Source organism: Nonlabens sp. Asnod3-H03 (assembly GCF_045063665.1).
In the GTDB taxonomy this organism is placed as follows: Bacteria; Bacteroidota; Bacteroidia; order Flavobacteriales; family Flavobacteriaceae; genus Nonlabens; species Nonlabens ulvanivorans.
The window spans coordinates 1,901,279-1,922,483 of record NZ_JBEFOD010000008.1 but is presented as its reverse complement, the minus strand read 5'-3'; the positions used below and the strand labels follow the sequence as shown (position 1 = coordinate 1,922,483).

Annotated in this window: 20 protein-coding genes; 10 read left to right on the top strand and 10 right to left on the bottom strand. The window is 36.0% G+C overall.

Going from position 1 to position 21,205, the window contains the following annotated elements; genetic code table 11:
• On the top strand, positions 1 to 666 hold the full coding sequence (locus tag ACJJVI_RS11980) for a DUF2461 domain-containing protein (protein ID WP_405352134.1): 666 nt from the start codon (positions 1 to 3) through the stop codon (positions 664 to 666).
• Here ACJJVI_RS11980 and ACJJVI_RS11975 read toward each other — a convergent pair.
• Together ACJJVI_RS11975 and ACJJVI_RS11970 are read right to left on the bottom strand one after the other, a co-directional pair.
• Positions 663 to 1,109: a hypothetical protein gene (locus ACJJVI_RS11975; RefSeq protein WP_036580755.1), complete on the bottom strand. Its 447-nt coding sequence runs from the start codon at positions 1,107 to 1,109 to the stop codon at positions 663 to 665. The genes ACJJVI_RS11980 and ACJJVI_RS11975 overlap by 4 nt on opposite strands.
• Positions 1,110 to 1,174: 65 nt before the next feature.
• The gene (locus tag ACJJVI_RS11970; protein WP_036580753.1) at positions 1,175 to 1,585 is read right to left on the bottom strand and encodes a hypothetical protein; all 411 of its coding nucleotides are present in this window, start codon (positions 1,583 to 1,585) and stop codon (positions 1,175 to 1,177) included.
• A gap of 157 nt (positions 1,586 to 1,742) precedes the next feature.
• Between ACJJVI_RS11970 and ACJJVI_RS11965 the strand changes: the two genes are divergently transcribed.
• The 3 genes from ACJJVI_RS11965 to ACJJVI_RS11955 are packed head-to-tail and all read left to right on the top strand — an operon-like array spanning position 1,743 to position 3,725.
• A complete protein-coding gene (locus tag ACJJVI_RS11965) occupies positions 1,743 to 3,098 on the top strand; it encodes an NAD-dependent succinate-semialdehyde dehydrogenase (RefSeq protein ID WP_405352132.1) in 1,356 nt (451 codons plus the stop codon).
• A gap of 25 nt (positions 3,099 to 3,123) precedes the next feature.
• Complete coding sequence (locus tag ACJJVI_RS11960; protein WP_405352130.1) at positions 3,124 to 3,363, top strand: hypothetical protein; 240 nt, start codon at positions 3,124 to 3,126, stop codon at positions 3,361 to 3,363.
• Positions 3,360 to 3,725 (top strand): hypothetical protein, encoded by a 366-nt coding sequence (locus tag ACJJVI_RS11955; RefSeq protein ID WP_152565664.1) that lies wholly within the window; start codon positions 3,360 to 3,362, stop codon positions 3,723 to 3,725. The genes ACJJVI_RS11960 and ACJJVI_RS11955 overlap by 4 nt, the downstream gene beginning before the upstream one ends.
• Here the strand turns inward: ACJJVI_RS11955 and ACJJVI_RS11950 are convergent.
• Genes ACJJVI_RS11950 through ACJJVI_RS11940 form a run of 3 tightly spaced genes read right to left on the bottom strand, consistent with a single transcriptional unit; the run spans position 3,722 to position 8,592 of the window.
• Positions 3,722 to 4,297 carry an NUDIX domain-containing protein gene (locus tag ACJJVI_RS11950; RefSeq protein ID WP_405352127.1) on the bottom strand — a complete coding sequence of 192 codons (576 nt, stop codon included), beginning with the start codon at positions 4,295 to 4,297 and terminating at the stop codon, positions 3,722 to 3,724. The two genes, ACJJVI_RS11955 and ACJJVI_RS11950, sit on opposite strands and share 4 nt — an antisense overlap.
• 57 nt (positions 4,298 to 4,354) lie before the next feature.
• Complete coding sequence (locus ACJJVI_RS11945) at positions 4,355 to 5,641, bottom strand: amidohydrolase family protein (protein ID WP_036582003.1); 1,287 nt, start codon at positions 5,639 to 5,641, stop codon at positions 4,355 to 4,357.
• 2 nt (positions 5,642 to 5,643) lie between these two features.
• A complete protein-coding gene (locus ACJJVI_RS11940) occupies positions 5,644 to 8,592 on the bottom strand; it encodes an amidohydrolase family protein (RefSeq protein WP_405352125.1) in 2,949 nt (982 codons plus the stop codon).
• Between the two features lie 190 nt (positions 8,593 to 8,782).
• Between ACJJVI_RS11940 and ACJJVI_RS11935 the strand changes: the two genes are divergently transcribed.
• Positions 8,783 to 9,961 (top strand): T9SS type A sorting domain-containing protein, encoded by a 1,179-nt coding sequence (locus ACJJVI_RS11935; protein WP_042248846.1) that lies wholly within the window; start codon positions 8,783 to 8,785, stop codon positions 9,959 to 9,961.
• 57 nt (positions 9,962 to 10,018) lie between these two features.
• On the opposite strand, the gene ACJJVI_RS11930 is transcribed toward ACJJVI_RS11935, so the two are convergent.
• On the bottom strand, positions 10,019 to 11,080 hold the full coding sequence (locus ACJJVI_RS11930; RefSeq protein WP_405352123.1) for a DUF3810 domain-containing protein: 1,062 nt from the start codon (positions 11,078 to 11,080) through the stop codon (positions 10,019 to 10,021).
• Between the two features lie 135 nt (positions 11,081 to 11,215).
• Here ACJJVI_RS11930 and ACJJVI_RS11925 point away from each other — a divergent pair, with 135 nt between their 5' ends.
• Entirely contained in the window at positions 11,216 to 12,385 is a 1,170-nt protein-coding gene (locus tag ACJJVI_RS11925) for a GlmU family protein (RefSeq protein WP_405352121.1), read from the top strand.
• Here the strand turns inward: ACJJVI_RS11925 and ACJJVI_RS11920 are convergent.
• Positions 12,382 to 12,786: a lipocalin family protein gene (locus ACJJVI_RS11920; RefSeq protein WP_052408566.1), complete on the bottom strand. Its 405-nt coding sequence runs from the start codon at positions 12,784 to 12,786 to the stop codon at positions 12,382 to 12,384. The genes ACJJVI_RS11925 and ACJJVI_RS11920 overlap by 4 nt on opposite strands.
• A 98-nt stretch (positions 12,787 to 12,884) precedes the next feature.
• Here ACJJVI_RS11920 and ACJJVI_RS11915 point away from each other — a divergent pair, with 98 nt between their 5' ends.
• Entirely contained in the window at positions 12,885 to 15,266 is a 2,382-nt protein-coding gene (locus ACJJVI_RS11915) for a zinc-dependent metalloprotease (protein ID WP_405352119.1), read from the top strand.
• Positions 15,267 to 15,268: 2 nt separating this feature from the next.
• Here ACJJVI_RS11915 and ACJJVI_RS11910 read toward each other — a convergent pair whose 3' ends face one another.
• Together ACJJVI_RS11910 and ACJJVI_RS11905 are read right to left on the bottom strand one after the other, a co-directional pair.
• Entirely contained in the window at positions 15,269 to 16,861 is a 1,593-nt protein-coding gene (locus ACJJVI_RS11910; protein WP_405352117.1) for an ABC transporter substrate-binding protein, read from the bottom strand.
• A 32-nt stretch (positions 16,862 to 16,893) separates the two neighbouring features.
• Positions 16,894 to 17,715 (bottom strand): UDP-2,3-diacylglucosamine diphosphatase, encoded by an 822-nt coding sequence (locus ACJJVI_RS11905; RefSeq protein ID WP_042272162.1) that lies wholly within the window; start codon positions 17,713 to 17,715, stop codon positions 16,894 to 16,896.
• 173 nt (positions 17,716 to 17,888) lie between these two features.
• Here ACJJVI_RS11905 and mtaB point away from each other — a divergent pair, with 173 nt between their 5' ends.
• From mtaB to ACJJVI_RS11890, 3 genes are all read left to right on the top strand, one after another.
• Entirely contained in the window at positions 17,889 to 19,208 is a 1,320-nt protein-coding gene (mtaB, locus tag ACJJVI_RS11900) for a tRNA (N(6)-L-threonylcarbamoyladenosine(37)-C(2))-methylthiotransferase MtaB (protein WP_036580723.1), read from the top strand.
• 90 nt (positions 19,209 to 19,298) lie between these two features.
• Positions 19,299 to 19,637: a PadR family transcriptional regulator gene (locus ACJJVI_RS11895; protein ID WP_042272165.1), complete on the top strand. Its 339-nt coding sequence runs from the start codon at positions 19,299 to 19,301 to the stop codon at positions 19,635 to 19,637.
• Positions 19,634 to 20,338, top strand: a complete 705-nt coding sequence (locus ACJJVI_RS11890) for a hypothetical protein (RefSeq protein WP_405352115.1) — start codon at positions 19,634 to 19,636, stop codon at positions 20,336 to 20,338. Before ACJJVI_RS11895 ends, ACJJVI_RS11890 begins: the two co-directional genes overlap by 4 nt.
• 78 nt (positions 20,339 to 20,416) lie before the next feature.
• On the opposite strand, the gene ACJJVI_RS11885 is transcribed toward ACJJVI_RS11890, so the two are convergent.
• Entirely contained in the window at positions 20,417 to 21,202 is a 786-nt protein-coding gene (locus ACJJVI_RS11885; RefSeq protein ID WP_405352113.1) for a chorismate synthase, read from the bottom strand.
• Between the last annotated feature and the right edge of the window lie 3 nt (positions 21,203 to 21,205).

The following is a 21,205-nucleotide window of genomic DNA, read 5'->3' as shown; positions in this document are numbered from 1 at the left end:
ATGATACATAAAGAACTTCTTACCTTTCTTTCTTCACTAGAAAAGAATAATAACAGACCATGGTTTGAGAATCACAAACCTCAATTCTTGGAACTAGATAGTGCTTTTAAAAACAGTATTAATGAAATTACCGACTTGCTAAATCAGCATGATGTAATTGAAAAGTCTAAAACTTATAGAATTTATCGAGATATTCGATTTTCAAAAGATAAAACGCCTTTTAAAGTACATAGAAGCGCTAACTGGATGCGTGCTGGTGTAGAGCGCCGTGGCAGTTATTATATGCGTATAAAGCCAGGTAATCATTTGATAGGAGTAGGTTTTTTTGGTCCAGAGAAAGAAGATCTTTTAAGAGTACGTAAGGAGTTAGAGGTAGACGCACAAGAATTAAGAGATATTATCGAGGAGCCTCAATTTTTGAAAACATGGGGAACCTTTCAAGGAGAACAGTTAAAGACGGCTCCGAGAAATTTTGATAAGACACATCCAGATATTGATTTGATAAGATTTAAAAGCTATCACTTTTTGAAAAGCTTCACAGATCATGAAATTCAGAGTCCAGAGTTCTTTGACAAAATCAATAAGTCATTTGAAACAGCTAGACCATTCTTAGATTATATGACAGATGTTTTAACGACAGATTTAAATGGTGAATCTTTAATTTAATTGATTTTAAAAATCTTACGAGTCATACCGTTGAAAGTAAAAGAATCACCAGCCGTTAAATTCTTCATAGCCTCATAGATAGGCGCATTAGAAGATATAGCATAGAATTTATCTCCTTCATCAGTTATCAGTTCACCTAAGGAGACACTTATTAAAAACATATTTGAGTCAGTAGTGACTAGAGCACCTTCCGTCACGACCGTTTTACCACTACCGTAAGAGATATTTTCAAAAGCTCTCTTTAACTTCTCGTGTTCATCTTTAAGATTGTTGTATCGCTCAAAATCGGCCATTAATTCACCAGAGCCATCATCATCTTCGGCATCATTACTGGCATCGTTGTCTGCTAGCGAATCGCCTAATTCCTGAACACGCACTTTATAGCGGTCTATACTATTTTGTATAACCTCTTTACACTTATTTACCGCATTGATTTTAAGCATGATATATAAAGTTTTAAGTACTGGATAATCATTATGCTATCCTATGTAAATGTATACTTAAACTTTTATAATTCTACTGGTGGACGTTCAAAAAGTTGAATACTATTTATCAATCTTTCACGTACTAAATTCATCATACGCTTGTTAAGAGCACTAGAGTTCTTAATATATGCAAGATATTCATTTACAGTGAATTGACCTATAATGATACCTTTAAGAGAGTTGCGGAATTTCTGATCTCGATTTACAGCATTCTCGATATAATCTATACGCTTATTAGAGGTCAGCCCAAAAAACACATTCTTATGTTTCTTGATATAATTATGAAAAACGGCTATTAATAAATCGTGCTGTAATTTTGCAATGGGTCTTAGTGTTCTATTTTGAAATTGTTCTTCAATAGACATGTCATCACTTACTCGTGCATTAGGAATCTCAGGTCTTAGTGCTACTAGATATTCGTCTCGATTATTCATGATAGAAGGTTTTTTAAAGTTACTAAGGCTTGTGTTTATTACGCTTTCGCGGAAGCGTAGTTTCTCAACAACCTTATCAACACTAATTTTATAGTCGTTAAACTCGTGTAAATCTTGCCTTCTTTAGATTCAATAATCAGTATCTTTAAAATAAAAAGTGATACAAACTATTAATCCATATAACGGTAAAGAGCTCGAAAAATATCAAGAAGATAATTCAAAAACTATAGAGCATAAATTACAAACGGCACAAGATCAATTTGAGCAATGGCGATTAACAAGCTATGAACACAGATCCAATCTTATATTAAAAGTTGCAGGTTTATTGCGCAAAAATACTGATCAATATGCATTAAAAATGACTCGTGAAATGGGGAAACCCATATCACAATCACGCAGCGAGCTTGAAAAATGTGCATGGCTGTGTGAGTATTATGCCGCTAATGCGGAGAGTCATCTTAAAAATGAATATGTAGATACAGATCATTTTAAATCTTATGTCTCCTATGAGCCATTAGGAGTCGTACTAGCAGTGATGCCATGGAATTATCCATTCTGGCAAGTGATGCGTTTTATAGTTCCCGCGTTAATGGCTGGTAATGTAGGTGTGTTGAAACATGCGAGTAGTGTAATGGGTAGTGCTGTATTGATGGAAGATATTTTTATTGATGCTGGATTTCCGAAAGGTTGTTTTACAAACCTAGTAATAGGTAGTAAAGCTGTAGAAAATATAATCAAAAACCCTATAGTTAAAGCAGTAACCTTAACAGGATCAAAGCCTGCAGGTAGTGCTGTTGCCGGAACTGCAGGAAGTGAGATTAAAAAAACGGTTTTGGAATTAGGTGGGAATAATGCGTTAGTGGTGTTTAAAGATGCAGATATCGAACAATCTGTCGAGACCTGTGTGGCTGCACGCTATCAAAATACGGGACAAAGCTGTATAGCAGGTAAGAGACTCTTATTACATGAAGATATTGCAGATGTGTTCATGGAAAGATTCAAAACTGCTGTAAAAGATTTAAAAGTAGGAGATCCTGAAAATGATGAAACCTATATAGGAGTAATGTCTAGAGAAGATCTTGCAGAAGAGTTAGAAGATCTTATGAATAAGTCTATAGAAATGGGCGCAACCCTTGAACTAGGAGGAAAGCGAGATAAAGCGTTTTTTGAACCTACTATTTTAACAGGTGTTACTAAAGATATGCCTGTATTTAAGGAAGAAACATTTGGTCCTTTAATGGCTGTAAGAACTTTTAAAAATGAGGATGAAGCTGTTGAATTAGTAAATGATTCCGAATTTGGTCTAGGAGTATCTCTATTTACACAAGATGTAGAAAAAGCGGAAAAACTCGTCTCTAGGTTTGATGATGGTGCCGTATTTGTAAATTCTAAGGTTGCGAGTCATCCAGCATTACCATTCGGCGGAACAGGAATTTCTGGTTATGGTAGGGAATTATCACATTTTGGTATCAGAGAGTTTTGTAACATTAAAACTGTAGTGATTGATAAATAAATTTATGATCATAGTGTAGACTACAATGAGAGATAAACAGTTACTTCAAAATGATTCCAGCAATTCAAAGGAAAATCCTAATACAAGCAAACCTAATGATATAGACGCTAAGAAGGTACTAAATAAAAAGTCTTTTATTGAAAAATGGGAGCATAGTCCATATTGGTTTATTAGTGGATCTTATAAAGTACTTCATTCTATCTGGATGGTAGTTATGGCTGTTGGAATGTTTCTGGCGTGGTTAATAGCGTTGTTAGCTACATGATAAAGAAGGTATCTTTAGTAACATTGCATATTGTAGCATTAATATGCATGGTGATGTATGCTGCTGTTCAATTCATGAAGTTAGTACAGTACGAATCTTATCCATTCATTTTTAGTTATCTTAATGATATATTGGTCATCCCTATCATCGCTACTATATGTCTTCATGTACTATGGATGGTAAAAAAGAATTATCAATTACGAATAGGTGTTTTAAGCCTTATAAGTTTAGTGGTTTTATACTCTTATTATTTTGAATACTATCTTCCCTTAAACTCAGAACGATATACTAGAGACGTTTGGGATATAGGTTGCTATGTAGCCGGAGCTGTAATTTTTTACATCGCTCAAAAGTTGCCCTAGGCTAATCTTTTATTTAATAAATACCACTGAATTCCTATCAATGAAATGGAATTATTAAAAGCACCTTCATCAAGGTGTATTTTAATATCAGATCGTTTTATTTTAATCAACTCAATATCTTCTTTTTCAGAGACAGCTCCGCCACCTTTTAAAGTCTTTTGAGAGCTGTTGACCTCAGTATAATACAAATGGATTTGTTCTGAACAGCCACCTGGTGATGGGAAGTAAGTGGTTATCAATTCCAGTTCATTAGTTTCATAACCTATTTCTTCTTCAATTTCTCGTTGTGCACAATCCATAGGATTTTCTCCTTCTTCTACAGATCCAGCTACAAGTTCTAACATCCACGGATGATTACGTCTGGCACTAGGATATCTGAATTGTTTGGTAAATAAAAAACTATCGGTATCCGTTTCATAAATAAGCACCGCTACGCTATCTCCTCGTTCTAAACAAATGCGTGTAGCTTCTATAGAACCACTTTGTTTGATTTTATCGTGAGTCACTTGAGCTTCTAGGACTTTGAAGAAGCCGTTGTAGACTGTTTTTTCGTTGTTGATGGAGTATTTCATGGTTGGATATTAAAAAGCCAGTCACAAAGGACTGGCTTTAAAAATTAAAAAATAACTCTACTGCTTACTATACTTCTCCATATAGCGATCGTTTAAATCCTTCTGTCTAGTGTTCAATGAAATATCTCTACCATCAATAAAAGCACGAGTGAGTTGATTACCTCGCATATCTAGGGCATCTCCTTTTGAGATGAATAGGGTAGCGCTTTTACCTTGTTCTAGAGATCCATAATCTTTCTCAATCCCTAAAACAGTTGCAGCGTTAAGTGTTACAAGCTGCAAAGCTTTTTCTGGATCCATTCCAAAACCTACCGTATGTCCAGCATAGAATGGGAAATTACGAGCTTGGTGACGTTCCATATCTCCTGAATTCTCTAATGCGACTAACACACCAGCATCACTTAACAATTTAGGAAACTTGTAAGGCATGTCATAGTCGGCATCATCTCTGGCTGGTAAATCGTGAACTCTACCTGCAAGAACTGGAATGTTCATCGCTACCAATTCTTTAGTCACGTTTTGAGCACCTTGAGCACCAACTAGAACGACTTTTTTTAAACCTTGTTCTTTTACAAATCCTAAAACGTCGCGTATCGCTTTTTCTCCATTCACATGTATATAAGCCGTTGCATTACCTGCAAGCACTGGTTTTAAAGAAGCATACTTTAAATCTTTCTTTCCACTTCCTGTATAAGCACGCGCAGCAGCTAAGAATTGAGTCAATTCATCTACTTCTTTATCGTAGTTTTTACTAGGGATAGTAGGTCCTGGCTCATACCAGCTACCAGATCTTCTAAAAGTTCTAGGCCAGTTGATATGTACACCATCATCCACTCGTACTGCGGCATCTTCCCAGTTCCATGCATCCATTTGCATCACACTACTCTGACCAGAAATACGACCACCACGTGGTACTACTTGCGCAATAAGAACACCATTTGGCCTCATGGTTTCAACCACACGACTCTCTGCATTATATGCAATTAAACTACGTATATGCGGATTATAAGTTCCTATTTCTCTATCATCATCACTCGCTTTTACCGCATCTATTTCTACTAGACCTAACGTTGTATTACAAGCGATTATTCCTGGATAAACATGCAATCCGCTGGCGTTAATGACTTCTCCTTTTGGTTGCATTTTTACAGTTGTAGCATCTGCAACTGTGGTAATTTTACCGTTTTCTATAACGATGACACTATTTTCTATAAGCTCTCCATTACCTATGTGTGCTGTAGCATTCATAATTGTATATGACTTGTTTGCTGCAGGTGCTGGAGTTTGTTGTGCTGCTGCGGTAAATCCTACTACAGCGCATAATATATATATGATTCTTTTCATGATTACCATTCTAGCGTGTTACACTCATAAAGAGTTTTAGTAGATTGTTTTGGCTCTTGTGTTTTGAGCCCTTTATTCTTTGCAGCGATCATCTCATTGATAAGCTGCTGGCGTTCTTCTTTTATGCTTTCGCGAAAGCGTAAATCACGTTCCTTATCAAAAAACACAATCCCATCAATCATAGTAACCTCTGCGGTTGCCGTAACAGATAAAGGATTATCTGACCAAAGAACCAGATCTGCATCTTTTCCTGTTTTAATACTTCCTGTACGATCATCGATATGTAAAAGTTTTGCAGGGTTTAAGGTTACAAATTTCCAAGCATCTTCTTCACTGACGTTTCCATATTTTACTGCTTTTGCCGCTTCTTGATTTAAACGTCTAGACATCTCAGCATCATCTGAATTGATAGCGGTTACAACACCTTGAGAATGCATAATGGCTGCGTTATAAGGTATCGCGTCGTTGACTTCATATTTATAAGCCCACCAATCAGAGAATGTAGATCCACCTACACCATGTTCTTTCATCTTATCGGCCATTTTATAACCTTCTAGAATATGTGTAAATGTATTGATACGGAAACCGTGTTTTTCAGCCACTTTCATTAACATGTTGATTTCTGTCTGCACATAAGAGTGACAAGAAACGAATCGCTCACTTTCAAGAATTTCTAGAATAACTTCCATTTCTTCATCATAGCGGAAGTTCTTTTTTCCTTTAGAATCTGCATATTCTCTTGCACGAGTAAAGTAGTCTTCAAATACTTGTTCTACACCCATACGAGTCTGTGGGAAACGCACACCATTCTGGTAACGCGATTGTTTTACGTTTTCTCCTAATGCAAATTTGATAAACTTGGGACTGTCAGAATAAATCATTTCTTCTGGAGAATAGCCCCATTTCAATTTAATAATCGCACTACGTCCACCTATAGGATTTGCAGAACCATGTAAAAGTTGTGAAGTAGTTACTCCACCAGCAAGATCTCTGTAAATATTTACATCTTCGTGATCTACTACGTCTTCAATAGTAACCTCGGCAGTAGAATTGTGTCCTGCTTCATTGACACCATTATCTATTGCGATGTGACTATGTTCATCTATAATACCGCTAGTTAGGTGTTTTCCTGTAGCATCGATTACTCTAGCGTTACTAGCACTAAGTTTTTTACCTATTTTAGATATTTTCCCATTTTTAACCAGAACATCTGTGTTTTCTAAAATTCCATCTTTCTCATTAGTCCATACAGTAGCGTTGCGATACAGTATAGTCTCTTCTTGAGGTTTTGTAGCACTTCCATAGCTTACATTTGGAAAGGTGAGTGGACCTAAAGTTTTAGTTTCCTTTTTCTTTTCATCCTTTTCTTTTTCATCCTTTTCTTTCTCAACATCTTTAGTTGCGGTAAAAGAAACTTCATTACCATTTGCTAGGTATGCAGTACCTGTCAAACGATCTTCTTTAGATACTTTACTGATCATTCTAGTGAAGGTCTTGTCATCTGCATTTTTTTGAGAAGCGGTAATAGTAATCCAATTACCATCATAAGCGATTTTCCCACCTAATTTAGTACTGTCTATTTTGATACTTACTTTTTTAGCATCTCCAGAGATATCCATTTTATATGTGTCTCCTGCGATAAGAGCCGTGTAAGATCCGTCGATATCTTTACGGTGACGGTCTTTAATCACATGTTTAGAACCTTGAACCCAATTTTCATAAATTTTAGTATCCTTCTCAAATAATGGCCCAGAAGTCATAATAAAGTTAGCGACTTTCCCTTTTTGAAGAGTTCCCACCATATCGCTTACGCCCAAAATCTGTGCAGGTTTTGTGGTTAATGCTGCAAGAGCTTGGTCTGCAGTAAGTCCGTATTCCATTGCCATTTTTAATTTCTCCATCAATTTATCTGGAGTTTTTAATCCTTGACTAGTGATGGCATAATTGATTCCAGCCTGTGATAATAAGTAAGGATTTGCTGGTGCTTGTTTCCATTCACGCATATCAGCTAGATTCACGTACCATTCTTGATATGGATTAGTCACATCATAGGCATCTGGGAAATTTATAGGTAGAATAAGAGAAGCCTTAGTTGCTTTAATATCGTCTATCATTTCATAAGCGTCTGCACCACCTACAATTACAAATTGTTTGCCGACACGATCACCCATTTTATCTACTCGCAATACATTCTTCTTATCACCAGCTTCAATAATTTGAACTAAGTTTTTATTTGCGACTAGAGCTTCAAGAGATAGATCGCGTGTAGCACTATTTCCTTTTGAGTACCAGTCTGCATCAAAATGAGTCTGACGCAATAATGCCAGTGTACCCATTAATGAAGTAGGATAAGATTGTCTAGTTTGAACACTACGTTTTAATGAGAAAAAGCTTCCACTTTCTTCTTTAAGAATTCTCATTCCGTCATCACCGTTATTATTAAGAGCTACTAGCATACCAGAACCGCGAGCAATACCGTCATTCATATGTGTTTGCACTGCACCATAACCAGCATCGATCATTTTTTTAGCTTCTTTCTCGTCATATTTATAGAAGTCTAGGGCATCTTGCTCTGCACGGATGTGGTCATTCCAGTAGTAACCTTGACGACTCTCATCATATTGCTGACCGCTACCTGAAGCACGTTTTGCTTTTTCCATTCCAAAATCTGCATAAGGCTCGATAAAAGATGGGTAGATGTAACTTCCATTTGCATCCTGAATAACTGCTCCTGTAGGAACGGTTATACCGCTTCCTATATTCGATATTTTACCATCCTTAAGGATGATAGTTCCATTATTAATAACGGTACCTGGTTGTGTCACTATAGTTGCATTTGTAATTGCAACTACCACCTCACCACGTGCAGAAATGTCGTCATTATTAGGGAAGTATTCCTGTGCACTGGCCATACCATATACAAGGAATAAGAGTAGTAGAACTCGTTTCATTAATAAAGTTTTTGAAATTAGCTTTTAAAGATAGGTATTCCATTAATCTACAATTCTTAAAAAGTGTTAAGAACTACAGAAAATTCACATCCACTTTTGGTAAATACGAGGATAAAAAATACCCTATATGGGGTATTACCTGCATAATCAATTCCATGTAGTTTTGAAAAACACTTTAAATCAGTTCATTATGAAAAACTTTACTTTAATTATTATGTTTTTGTTCAGCACCTTACTTGTTGCTCAAAACCAATTACTTTCATCTATAGATGAGTATTATGATACAGCGTCCAGCCAGTGGATAAATAGTTCGGGAAATAATTATGCCTACGACAGCAATGGTAATTTAACCTCTGAAGAATATTTGTTTTGGGACACATCTACATCTTTATGGCAACAAAGCTACCAGACTATTTATTCTTATAATGCTAACAGTCTTGCTACGATGGTTTTAGAGCAGAATTACAATAGTACAACCAGTCAGTATGAAGATAGCTATAGGATTACGTATTCTTATAACTCATCAAATCAATTGATTAGTCAGGTTTTTGAAGAATATGTAGGGTCTAATTGGGTACCTAGTGATCGATTTACTGTAACTTATACTAATGGTGTTTTAACTACTGCTATTATAGAGGTTTGGAACGGTTCACAGTACGATCTTGAAGAGCGATTTACTTTGTCTTATAGTGGTTCTAATATCACACAATTTCTAATAGAATACTGGGTAGGTTCTCAATGGGTATTAGGTGAACGCGATTTGATAAATTATAACGGAAGTAATCAACGCACTAATAGAATTTATGAGGAATGGGATGGTACTACTTGGAATGAAACAGATAGAGAAACCTATACCTCAGACACCTTTGGAAATAGAATTTCTACACTATCAACTTTTATAGGTAACCCATCTCAGGATTATAAGATCGATTTGAACTTTGATACTAGTATACAGCTTAGCACATTAGACCATCCTTTTAAAGATAAAACGGGTATCGATTTTATATATGATGAAAGTCCTTATGTCAGTAAAGTATTAACTTCAACAGAGTCTCAATATGACTCTGCAGCTATGATCTTTTCACCTAATTATCGTACTACCTTTAATTATAATAGCACTTTATCAAACAGTGATATAGCATTAGAAACTCTACCATTTAAAGTTTATCCCAATCCAACTAGTGAGTTCGTGTTTATTGAAGGACCAGAATTAATACATACGGTTGAATTATATGACATGATGGGAAGAAAAGTTATGGAATCTACAAATGAAAGAATATCGATTCATCATTTACCTAGCGGATTATATAATTTAATCATCGAAGATATTAATGGATTAAAAAGTGATTTTAAAATTATAAAGAACTAGCCATCTTTACTTTTTAGTATACTGCTTGAATTTTACTATTTATTTGAGCAGTATACTTTATCCATTCACGAGCAACGATACGACATAGCTATAGGTTTTCATCCCATCGGGTTGATTGTTAGCTTTTAAATACTGATTGTAAGTAGCTTGTGATACTTGCTCAATAACATTATCATCATATGGTGCCCAGAAGTCTCTCAGTTCTTGATAGTTTTTTAAAATACCTGGCCTTAGGTGATCTTTTATTTCTTCAAAAGCTTTAGGATCTTTAGTGTATAGATCGTTCAATAAATACTTCAACCCAAAAATGCTTGCGCTATACTGGAAATGTAAATCTTCGTGATTCTGACCAGCTTGAATGGCTACATAGTTAGCCTCATTTTCTTTTGCAAATCCCAATTGATGAGACATCTCATGCAAAATTAACACAGGTGTTTTATAGCAATTGATCCATGCATTAGCTTGAGCTTCTCCAGTAATAGGATTCAGGTATCCGCTATATCCCATATGGGTTAACGGCATGGTGAGTAAGGATTTTTTAATGCTATTTGGTTTTAATTTTTGTTTCAATTGCGGTTGTGGTAACTTTTCAAATCCGCTGGGTGCGATTTTGAATAGTTCTTTTTGTGTTCGATTAAAAGCAACAGGTAAACTATCTACAGGTTGTAGTTGAAGATGTAACTCGTTAGAAAAGTCAGCATATCTGGTAACTGTTTTCTTAAGTTGATCAACGGTATATTCTCGTTCAATGTTTAGTGTCACATTCAGCGGTTGTCGATAATAATTAAATCCCCATAAAACTTGAAAAGTGAATAAGATGATGTTTAATGAAAATAGGAGTTGCGTATAACGCTTCCGCGAAAGCGTAATTAAATCCTTCTTTGATATCCATAACCATCTTAATATCATTACAATTCCTGCGATGTACATCAGGTCACCAAAGGATATTGGAATCCAACCTAATCCAATGCGCATGGCTTTAGAGATATATGGATATATCCCATTACTGTAATATTTTTCAATAAATGATGGGAAATTTCTAAGATTATAATACGTCAGTATTTGTAGAGCCAGAAGACCTATCGCTATTACTACATGACGTTTTCTAGTTCCGAGCATGGTGCTAAGATACTTTTTAAACTTAAAACTAAATTTAAATCAAAACTTAAAATACCTAGTAACCCTACAACCTAAAAACCCAGTACCTAAACAAACCAAAATCTCTACCTTTGCACTCGCAAAACATTTCGTCCCATGAACTACATTCTAGCCGACTTTAATAAACATAAAGCTCTTTTACCTTTTACGTATACTAGACCGACCAGCGCCATACGTTGCGGTATTTTAACCTTAAAAGAAAAATGGGAGCAAAGGCTAAATACTAACGTTAGTCATCTGACAGAAGATTACCTACAGACTAAATATCCACTTACTGAAACTAATGATAACGTCGTTATTGCGGGAAATATCTTTGCGACAAATGAATTATGTGAAGCAATAAACGCACTGAAATTAGGACAAAAACTAATGTATAACGATACCGTTGTAGCTTATCGTGCCACAGCAGTTCATACACCAACCATTGAATTAACACAAGTCCTTTTTGAAGGTGATTGTGATGGGATTGATCATACCTGGGATATTTTCTCAAAAAATGGAAAAGCACTAGAAGCAGATTTTGAGCTGATTACAAAAGGAAGAACAAGCCAGCCTATACCAGATAACGTCCAAGTCATTCATCCAGAGCGTGTTTTTATAGAAGAAGGCGCCGTATTAAATTTTGCAATTCTTAATGCAAGTAGCGGTTCTATCTATATAGGTAAAAATGCTGAGGTGATGGAAGGTAGTATTATACGTGGTGGATTTGCATTATTAGAGCACAGTGCGACTAAATTAGGAACTAAAATTTATGGACCTACAACCGTTGGACCTCATTCTAAAGTTGGCGGCGAGTTAAATAACTCAGTCATCTTTGGGTATAGTAATAAAGGCCACGAAGGATTCTTAGGAAACAGTGTATTAGGCGAGTGGTGCAATATAGGTGCAGACTCTAACACGAGTAATCTCAAAAACAATTATGCTGAGGTGAAACTATGGGACTATGAATCTGGTCGTTTTGCAAAAACTGGTCTTCAATTCTGTGGTCTTATGTTAGGTGATCATTCAAAATGTGGAATCAATACCATGTTCAATACAGGTACTGTTGTAGGCGTGAGCGCTAACATCTATGGTGCAGGATATCCTCGCAATTTTATCCCATCTTTCAATTGGGGTGGACCGCAAGGTAATATGACTTACAAGACTAATAAGGCTTATGAAGTCGCAGACGTGGTGATGAAAAGGCGCGGTCTTACTCTAGAACAGGTAGATATTGATATTTTGGATGTAGTTTTTGAGAAAACTGCCGCTTATAGAAAAGACTAGTTAATCTTTCTATATCTAGACTGGCAAGCCTCTATGCAAAAATAGCTGATATCCATAGTAAGATTATCGATGGTGTAGGAGATAGGCAAGTTAGTAGTGCCGCAATTAGCGTTAATCGTTTTGTCAGTAGTGTTATAAGTACCGTTAGTATTTGTACTGGTCGTTATGGACATATCGCAAACGTCTCCATTTGATGTAAATGTACCATCTGCATTAAAGGTTATAGTTTTGTTACTACTAACCGATTGAAAACTACCACTTCCATCGCCAGGATCAGACAGATTTGCCGTTAATTGCCAGGTTCCTACAATGTCGCTTGTCAAAACATTTCCTGCATCATCGCTAGAGTCGCAACTGATCAAAAGAATTATTCCTATTAGGGTGAAAAGTATTTGTTTCATGGTCTTTTTTATTAAGATGCTACTATTCAAAAATAGTTGCTTTTAACTAGCAAAATACTCAAATCTCTTTTCTTAACTTACGGCTTTAATTCAAGAACATGAAAAGAATTCTATTTATAAGTACTTTAGTTTTGTTTTATTCCGCTTTCGCGAAAGCGCAATCACAATCATCCAAACAAGAATTTAAAGGCTACTATAATTTTACTTACTCAGAAGATAAAGGTAACATACTTCTAGAGGTCAAAGATTTAGATAAGGAGTTTCTATATGTTTATTCATTAAGTACTGGTCTAGGATCTAATGACATAGGTCTCGATAGAGGTAAGTTGGGTGATGGAGTTGTCGTAAAATGGGTGAAAAGTGGTCATAAATTACTACTCATGCAGCCCAACCTTAAATTCAGAGCGAGTAGTGATAATGATAATGAGCGTGCTTCTATCAATCAAGCATTTGCACAGTCGGTTTTATACGGGTTTGAAATAAAATCACAGAAAGATGGTGTTTATACGATTGATATAACGTCGTTTTTAATGCAGGATACATTTGGTGTAGCCGCAACACTCAAACGAAACAAAGAAGGTTCTTATAAGGTAGATAAATCTCGCAGCGCTTTGTGGATGGAAAACACAAAATCTTTCCCTGAAAATAGTGAGTTTGAAGCTATGCTCACTTTTACAGGAACACCGACTGGTCGCAACCTAAGAAGCGTCGCACCAGATGCAAAGTCCATTACGGTTATACAACATCATAGTTTTGTAAAATTACCAGATGCTGGATACGAGCCTCGAGTTTTTCATCCACGTAGTGGTTCTTTTTATGTGAGTTATATGGATTATAGCTCACCGGTTTATGAACCTATTCAAAAGCGTTTTATAACCAGACATCGATTAGAGAAGAAAAATCCTGATGCGGCTATTAGTGAAGTGGTAGAGCCTATTATTTATTATCTAGATCCTGGTACACCAGAACCAGTGCGTAGTGCCTTATTAGATGGAGCTGGCTGGTGGAATACCGCTTTTGAAAGTGCAGGATATAAAAATGCATTCCAAGTAAAAATGTTACCCGATGGCGCAGATCCTATGGATTTGAGATATAATGTCATTCAATGGGTACACCGCAGCACACGTGGATGGAGTTATGGAGCGAGTATCACAGATCCACGAACTGGCGAAATTATCAAAGGCCATGTAAGTCTAGGAAGTTTGCGAATAAGACAAGATTTTATGATCGCTCAAGGTTTACTTAAAGAACCTTTTAAAGAAAATGATGAGAACCACGATAAGATGATGGAACTAGCACTAGCACGTATCAGGCAATTAGGAGCTCATGAGGTAGGTCACACACTAGGATTTGCCCATAATTTTGCAGCTAGTACTAGTGATAGAGCTAGTGTGATGGATTATCCACATCCTAGATTAGAATTAGTTGATGGAGAAATAAGTCTTGATGATGCTTATGATGCAGGAATGGGCGCTTGGGATGATTTAACGGTTCAATATTCTTATGGAAACCCAGATAAGACTCAATCTGAAGAGCAATATTTAAAAGGTGTTATTGATAATGCTACTACTCAAAATTTAAGATTTATATCAGACAGCGATTCTAGAGCTGCTGGTGGCGCACATGCTCAGGCACATCTATGGGATAATGGAAGTCAACCTGGAGCAGAACTAGAGCGTATGCTAGAAATACGTCAAGTAGCGATGAATCAATTTAGTATTGATAACATCAGAACAGGTGAGCCGTTAAGTGTTCTGGAAGATGTTTTTGTGCCCGTTTATTATGGCCATCGTTATCAAGTAGAAGCTACTACAAAATGGATAGGTGGAATGGAATACAACTATGCTACAAAAGGTGATACTGTAGAAATGAGATATCTTTCAAAACAAGAACAAATGAGTGCTTTAAAAGCTCTTTTAAAAACTCTTAAGGTAGAACAATTAATGATACCGACTGATTTACTAGAATTATTTCCGCCTCGTGCTTATGGTTACTACCGTGGTAGAGAAAGTTTTAAAAGTGAAGTAGGCGTGGCATTTGACCCATTGCATGCTGCAGCGAGTAGTGCTGATATGACTTTGAGTTTCTTACTACATCCACAGCGTGTGAATCGAGTGGTTCAAATTAAAGCTATAGAGCAAGATAATCTAGGACTAGAAGAGTTATTAGAAAACATAACCGAAGTAGTTTTTGAAAGTAAAACTGATTCAAATTATCAAAAAACCATTCAGCAGCGCGTTCAAGAACGACTGGTCATGCAATTAATAAACGCTCATGCTAGTTCACGAACTAATGTCGCGGCTAAAGGTGCTATCAGAAATCAATTGTTAACCATCGACAAGAAACTGAAAAAGCTTAAAAATGCCACGGCTCTAGAATTACATTCTCAAATCGAGCAGTATTTTAAAGATCCAACTAAGTTTAAAGTGGTGAATTTACCTAGTTTACCGGATGGTAGTCCGATAGGTTGTGGTGAGTAGGTTTAATTTGTTTTGTTAACTCTCGTCAAATCCAACATATTCACAGCATTAGTTTCTAAACCACTGACTTTCTTGCTGATAAAACGTACACTTTCATCATAGTAAAGAGGAACGATAGGAGCTTCACTAACAATTATAGAATCCATTTTTATATAGAGTTCTTTACGATCTGTAGCGTTAGGCAAGGTGAGTGCTTGCTCGTAGAGCTGGTCGTAAGTTTCATTTTTAAAGTGCGTATAGTTAGGTCCGTTAGGAGAAAAGTTTTTAGAATATCCTAGCGATAAATAATTCTCGGCATCGGGATAATCGGCAATCCAGCTCGAGCGGAAGATATCTAGGTTTCCAGCGCTACGGGCTTGACGTAATGTAGATGGTGGCATAACTTCTACAATCGTTTTCACACCTATTTTTTCAAGTTCTTTCTGAATGAATTCACACAGATCTAGATAATTAGCACCAGTGGTAATCGTAATTTCGGGATTAATGTCACCAGTTTCCGTAATGTATTGTTGTACTAATCGTTGTGCTTCATGGATATCATATTCATATCCTTTTACCACGCCACCAGCTGGTAATCCGGCAGGAATGAGTCCGCTGGTTGCAGGAATACCTATATTGTTGCGCAAGTACTTGATCATCTTCTCTCTGTCAAATCCTTTATTAATCGCCTGTCTAAGCAGTTTGCTTTGCAGTTCTGGTGTGCTGCTGTCTAGGTATAAGCCTAGATATTCTGTGTTTAGAAATGGAGCTTTTACCAAATTTGTTGTGGAAACGTATTTAGCTTTTAAGTCTCCAGTTGTGGTCAGCAATTCATCTTTATAACTAGGATCTATAGCGTTTATAAAATCTAGATTCCCTTGAGCATATTCTAGAAATTCACTTTGTTTATCGCTTTTAAAAGTGATGGCGACCGCTTCTAGGTAAGGTAATGCTTTGCCAGTGCTGTCTTTTTCGTGATAGTTGTTATTCTTACGCAGTACCATTTTTACGTTTTCTTCCCATCGTTTTAAATAGAAAGGTCCAGTTCCCACAGGATTTGAACGGTATTCATTACCGTATTTTTCTACAGCTTCTGGTAGTACCACGCTGCAAAACTTCATGGTTAGTAATCCTAAAAAGGCTGGGAATGGCTTTTTTAAAGTAATTCTTAATTGATGCTCATCAATCGTATTTATTGCAGCAACATTAGACATAACCCAAGCACCAGGAGATGCTACCGCTGGATCTGTTAATCGTTCTAGGGAATATTTAAAATCCTGTGCGGTTACTTGTCTCGCTTTCGCGAAAGCGTCAAAGTCTTGAAAATAAATATCCTCTCTAAGTTGAAAAGTATACACCAGTCCATCTTCACTAATGTACCATTCACTAGCAAGGTCGGGAACTATCTCGAGGTTTTTATCCAGTTTTACTAAACCATTATAAATTAAATTGCAAGCCCATATATTGCGCTGATCTTTTGCAAATGCAGGATCTAGTGTAGTGATGTTTGCATGTTCATTATATCTAAAAACTGTTGTTTCATCAATAGTAATACTAGTATCACCGCAATTGATGAATAGGAGCGACAGTAATAGAAAACAGCAATTTTTAATCATGCTGTAAATATACTTTAACTCTTATTTTTTAATCAATTTTGAGTTACTAAATGAATGAGCGATGCGGCGTCTGGGATATGTAGACTTTCTTCTTCAGAATTTTTGGAATGTTCTTCTGGCTGGCAAGTGATGATATTCCACTGGTTATCTTGATATTCTAACGCGGTTAAATTTTCTACCCAATCACCACTATTAAGGTATAACGTGCTTCCTTTTGTATTAGTGATGACTCGTTTTTGAGGTTGATGTATGTGACCACAAATAACAGCGTCGTAACCATTTTCAATAGCTAAATCTGTAGCAGTTTCTTCAAAATTAGTGATGAATTTAACAGCACCTTTTACTGATTTTTTAATCTTTTTAGATAGTGAATATCTGTCTTTGCCCATTTTAAGTAAAAACCAATTGATCATTTGATTGATTAAAATCAGTAGGTCATAGCCCCAACCACCTAATTTTGCAAGCCACTTACTGTGTTGAATGGATGCGTCAAAAACATCGCCATGAAATATCCATATTTTTTGATGATTCAATTCTAGTACTAGCTTATCCACTAAGGTTATATTCCCTAAAATGGTAGGCGAGAATTTGCGCAACATCTCGTCATGATTACCAGTGATATAAGTGACTACAGTTCCTTTACTGGCCATGTTTATAATGGTTTTTAAAACCTTTAAATGCGACTGCGGGAAATATCTTTTTCTAAACTGCCAGATGTCAATGATATCACCATTTAGGATTAATTGCTCTGGTTTAATGGATTTTAAGTAAGCGTTAAGCTCTCTTGCATGACAACCATAGGTGCCTAGATGGACATCTGATATGACAACTATTTTAACGGGTCTTTTTTTCAAGGCTACTCTGTTTGTTCAAAGAAATTATTTCCTTAGCGATTCTGTATTAACCTAAGATTAAATGATAGTTAGCATTTAAAGATTAATTTATCGCAACAACTCAATAAGGCTAAGAGTATTAACAGATACCTAACGAATACTTCTTATCTTTGCCGGCCTATTTAATTACCTCTATGTCTACAGAAATCGCTACAAAATCTGTTGCTTTTTATACGCTAGGTTGTAAACTCAACTTTAGTGAAACCAGTACTATTGCTCGTAGTTTTGAGCAAGAAGGATTTGAGCGCGTTGATTTTGAAAAACGTGCAGATATCTATGTAATCAATACCTGTAGTGTTACAGAAAATGCAGATAAGCGTTTTAAATCTATCGTTAAGAAAGCACAACAAGTTAATGAAGATGCTTTTACTATTGCTGTAGGTTGCTATGCACAATTAAAGCCAGAAGAATTAGCAGCTGTAGACGGTGTAGATCTCGTTCTAGGAGCTACAGAAAAATTTAAAATTACAGATTATCTTAATCAGCTCAGTAAAGAAGAGCCTACTCAGGTTCATTCTTGTGAGATTGATGAGGCAGACTTTTACGTAGGGTCTTATTCTATAGGCGATCGTACTCGGGCTTTTCTAAAAGTACAAGATGGTTGTGATTATAAATGTACTTATTGTACTATTCCATTAGCTCGTGGTATATCAAGAAGTGATACACTAGAAAACGTGATGGAAAATGCTCGGTTAATATCTGAGCAAGGTATTAAAGAGATCGTGCTTACCGGAGTGAACATAGGAGATTATGGTAAAGGCGAGTTTGGGAATAAAAGACATGAGCACACTTTTCTAGATCTGGTTCACGCACTTGACACAGTCAACGGAATCGAGCGATTGCGTATTTCTTCAATAGAACCTAATCTTTTAAAGAACGAAACCATAGAATTTGTGTCTGGAGCAAATGCTTTTGTACCACACTTTCACATACCGCTACAAGCTGGTAATAACGAGTTGTTGGGTAAGATGAAACGTCGTTATAATCGCGAACTTTATGTAGATCGAGTTACTAAAATTAAAGAAGTCATGCCAGATTGCTGTATAGGTGTGGACGTAATTGTAGGTTTCCCTGGCGAGACTGACGACCATTTTCTAGATACCTATAACTTCTTAAGTAATTTGAATATTTCTTATTTACATGTCTTTACTTATTCTGAGCGTGATAACACTGAAGCTGCTACTATGGAAGGTGTTGTGCCTAAAAAAGTACGTGCAAAGCGTTCAAAGATGTTGCGTGGACTATCTGTAAAGAAACGTCGTGCGTTTTATGAAAGCCAGTTAGGTAAGACTAAAACGGTTCTTTGGGAAGCAGAGAATAAAGAAGGATTTATTCAAGGGTTTACAGAAAACTATGTAAAGGTAAAAACTTACTGGAACCCAGAATTAGTGAATGAACTTCAAACAGTAACGCTAGATGTTATAGATGAAGATGGACTGGTGAGAATCGTTTAGAATCTTTATGACGCTTTCGCGGAAGCGTAAAATCACAGATTTATTTGTTTACTTAAGAATCTTATGTATATTTACATAAGAACTTTAGGTATGTCTACATCACAATTGTATCGAGGAAGTCTCACCACCATAATTCTCAAGTTACTCGAAGAAAATGGAGAAATGTACGGTTATGAAATCACTCAACGAGTTAAAGAATTAACGCAAGGTGATTTAGAAATAAAAGAAGGAGCGCTGTATCCATCATTACATAAAATGGAAGCGGCAGGACATCTTACCGTTACTGCAAAGAAAGTAGATAATCGAGTACGCAAGTATTATGATATCACACCAGCAGGAAAAGAAGAGACCGTTAACAGGCTTGCAGAACTAGATGAGTTTCTAGCAAACATGCAACGTATTATTAATCCTAAACTAAGTTTTGAATGAAATTAAACGACTCTCAAATAGAAGATTTATATGCTTTTACTAGAAAGCACTATGTTGAGTATTATGATTTACAAACAGAGCTTGTGGATCATCTTGCAAATGCAATCGAAGACCAATGGGAATTAAAACCTCATTTATCCTTTGAAGATGCGCTGCAAATAGAGTTTAAGAAATTTGGTGTGTTCGGGTTTATGGAAGTCGTCGAAGAACGACAAAAAGTGCTATCCAAAAAATATTCTAAGTTGATTTGGAAACATTTAAAGGAGTATTTTAAGTTGCCCAAAATCATTCTACTTATAAGTTTGACCGTAGGGTTATACTACCTTATAGAACTGGCTATTGTGGACAGATCTGTATTAACAATTCTACTTGCATTATCCTTGATAGCTTATGTTGTAGATGCCATAATTCATATTAAAATAAATATGGCCAAAAAGAATAGTGGTGAAAAGAAATGGATGTTTGAAGAGATTATACGTCAGTATGGTAGTGGATTGTGGTTGTTTTTTGTTCCTATACAAGGAATCAATATTTTGAACTTAAGTGGTGTCGATTTTGTAGAAAAGAGTCCTGTATTTATTGCGGTCTTCAGTTTTGTTTTTGTTTTATTGCTCATGACTTGCTATATCATACAATTTGAAATTCCTAAAAAGGCAGAGCAGTACCTAGAAGAAACTTATCCAGAGTACAAACTTGTATAATAAAGACTATTGTTAAAGCATAAAAAAAGTCCTTTTCATTTTTTGAAAAGGACTTTTATATATGATAATAAGTTGAACTTAGTTTACAGTGTAAAGAGTCAAATCTTGAGTGGTTAAAACACTTGCACTTTGTGGTACAGGTAGATTAACACCTAATGAAGAAAAATCTTCAAGCATATAGTCTAATTGATTATCAGACTTTACTAGTCCTACATCTTGTGCCCAGTAATTATCTACTACCATGACATCTTGAGCGGCTAATAAAGTAATCGTCTGTGAAATAGGACCTATAGCAATATCAGTAGTGATGTTTACATTAATAATAAGTTGTGAATGTAGTAAATCTGTAAACGTTCCTGCAGGAACTGCAATACTAGATTGATCTGCTAGTTGAACTGTAGAAACTTCATAATTAATATCTAAATCATACCCATCTACCGTTTCTGTAAACGTACCAGAAGTTGTGTAAAGCTCTTCATTATTATTAGCGTTTTGATCATATAATATACCGTCTACGATATCAATAGAGAAATCACCAACACCTTGAAAATCAAAACCGATAGTTCCGTTACCGATTAATTGCCCATTTACAGCAGTTAATTCACCACTTGAAAGTACACCAGTCATTAGCCCAGCAGGAACTGCAGGATTTGCAGTTAGTGTATAATTTGAACCTGAAACAGAACTTACCGTCAGTTCATCACTAGAACTATCAGTTCCAGTAGCAACATCATAAGTCCATGTATTATTGGTTGCTAGTGGTAGATAACTAAAGTTATCATTGCTGCGTCCAGTATCATCACTTTCTGTACAGGAAATGACGGCAACACTAGCAATACAAATCAAAGCAATCTTCTTGAACATTTT

Coding starts and splice junctions, on each gene's coding strand:
- ACJJVI_RS11980 (WP_405352134.1), top strand. CDS start 1: ATGATACATAAAGAACTTCTTACCTTTCTTTCTTCACTAGAAAAGAAT.
- ACJJVI_RS11945 (WP_036582003.1), bottom strand. CDS start 5,641: ATGAAAAGAATCATATATATATTATGCGCTGTAGTAGGATTTACCGCA.
- ACJJVI_RS11885 (WP_405352113.1), bottom strand. CDS start 21,202: ATGTTCAAGAAGATTGCTTTGATTTGTATTGCTAGTGTTGCCGTCATT.
- ACJJVI_RS11895 (WP_042272165.1), top strand. CDS start 19,299: ATGTCTACATCACAATTGTATCGAGGAAGTCTCACCACCATAATTCTC.
- mtaB (WP_036580723.1), top strand. CDS start 17,889: ATGTCTACAGAAATCGCTACAAAATCTGTTGCTTTTTATACGCTAGGT.
- ACJJVI_RS11955 (WP_152565664.1), top strand. CDS start 3,360: ATGATAAAGAAGGTATCTTTAGTAACATTGCATATTGTAGCATTAATA.
- ACJJVI_RS11925 (WP_405352121.1), top strand. CDS start 11,216: ATGAACTACATTCTAGCCGACTTTAATAAACATAAAGCTCTTTTACCT.
- ACJJVI_RS11930 (WP_405352123.1), bottom strand. CDS start 11,080: ATGCTCGGAACTAGAAAACGTCATGTAGTAATAGCGATAGGTCTTCTG.
- ACJJVI_RS11975 (WP_036580755.1), bottom strand. CDS start 1,109: ATGCTTAAAATCAATGCGGTAAATAAGTGTAAAGAGGTTATACAAAAT.
- ACJJVI_RS11910 (WP_405352117.1), bottom strand. CDS start 16,861: ATGATTAAAAATTGCTGTTTTCTATTACTGTCGCTCCTATTCATCAAT.
- ACJJVI_RS11940 (WP_405352125.1), bottom strand. CDS start 8,592: ATGAAACGAGTTCTACTACTCTTATTCCTTGTATATGGTATGGCCAGT.
- ACJJVI_RS11950 (WP_405352127.1), bottom strand. CDS start 4,297: ATGAAATACTCCATCAACAACGAAAAAACAGTCTACAACGGCTTCTTC.
- ACJJVI_RS11970 (WP_036580753.1), bottom strand. CDS start 1,585: ATGAATAATCGAGACGAATATCTAGTAGCACTAAGACCTGAGATTCCT.
- ACJJVI_RS11890 (WP_405352115.1), top strand. CDS start 19,634: ATGAAATTAAACGACTCTCAAATAGAAGATTTATATGCTTTTACTAGA.
- ACJJVI_RS11915 (WP_405352119.1), top strand. CDS start 12,885: ATGAAAAGAATTCTATTTATAAGTACTTTAGTTTTGTTTTATTCCGCT.
- ACJJVI_RS11935 (WP_042248846.1), top strand. CDS start 8,783: ATGAAAAACTTTACTTTAATTATTATGTTTTTGTTCAGCACCTTACTT.
- ACJJVI_RS11920 (WP_052408566.1), bottom strand. CDS start 12,786: ATGAAACAAATACTTTTCACCCTAATAGGAATAATTCTTTTGATCAGT.
- ACJJVI_RS11960 (WP_405352130.1), top strand. CDS start 3,124: ATGAGAGATAAACAGTTACTTCAAAATGATTCCAGCAATTCAAAGGAA.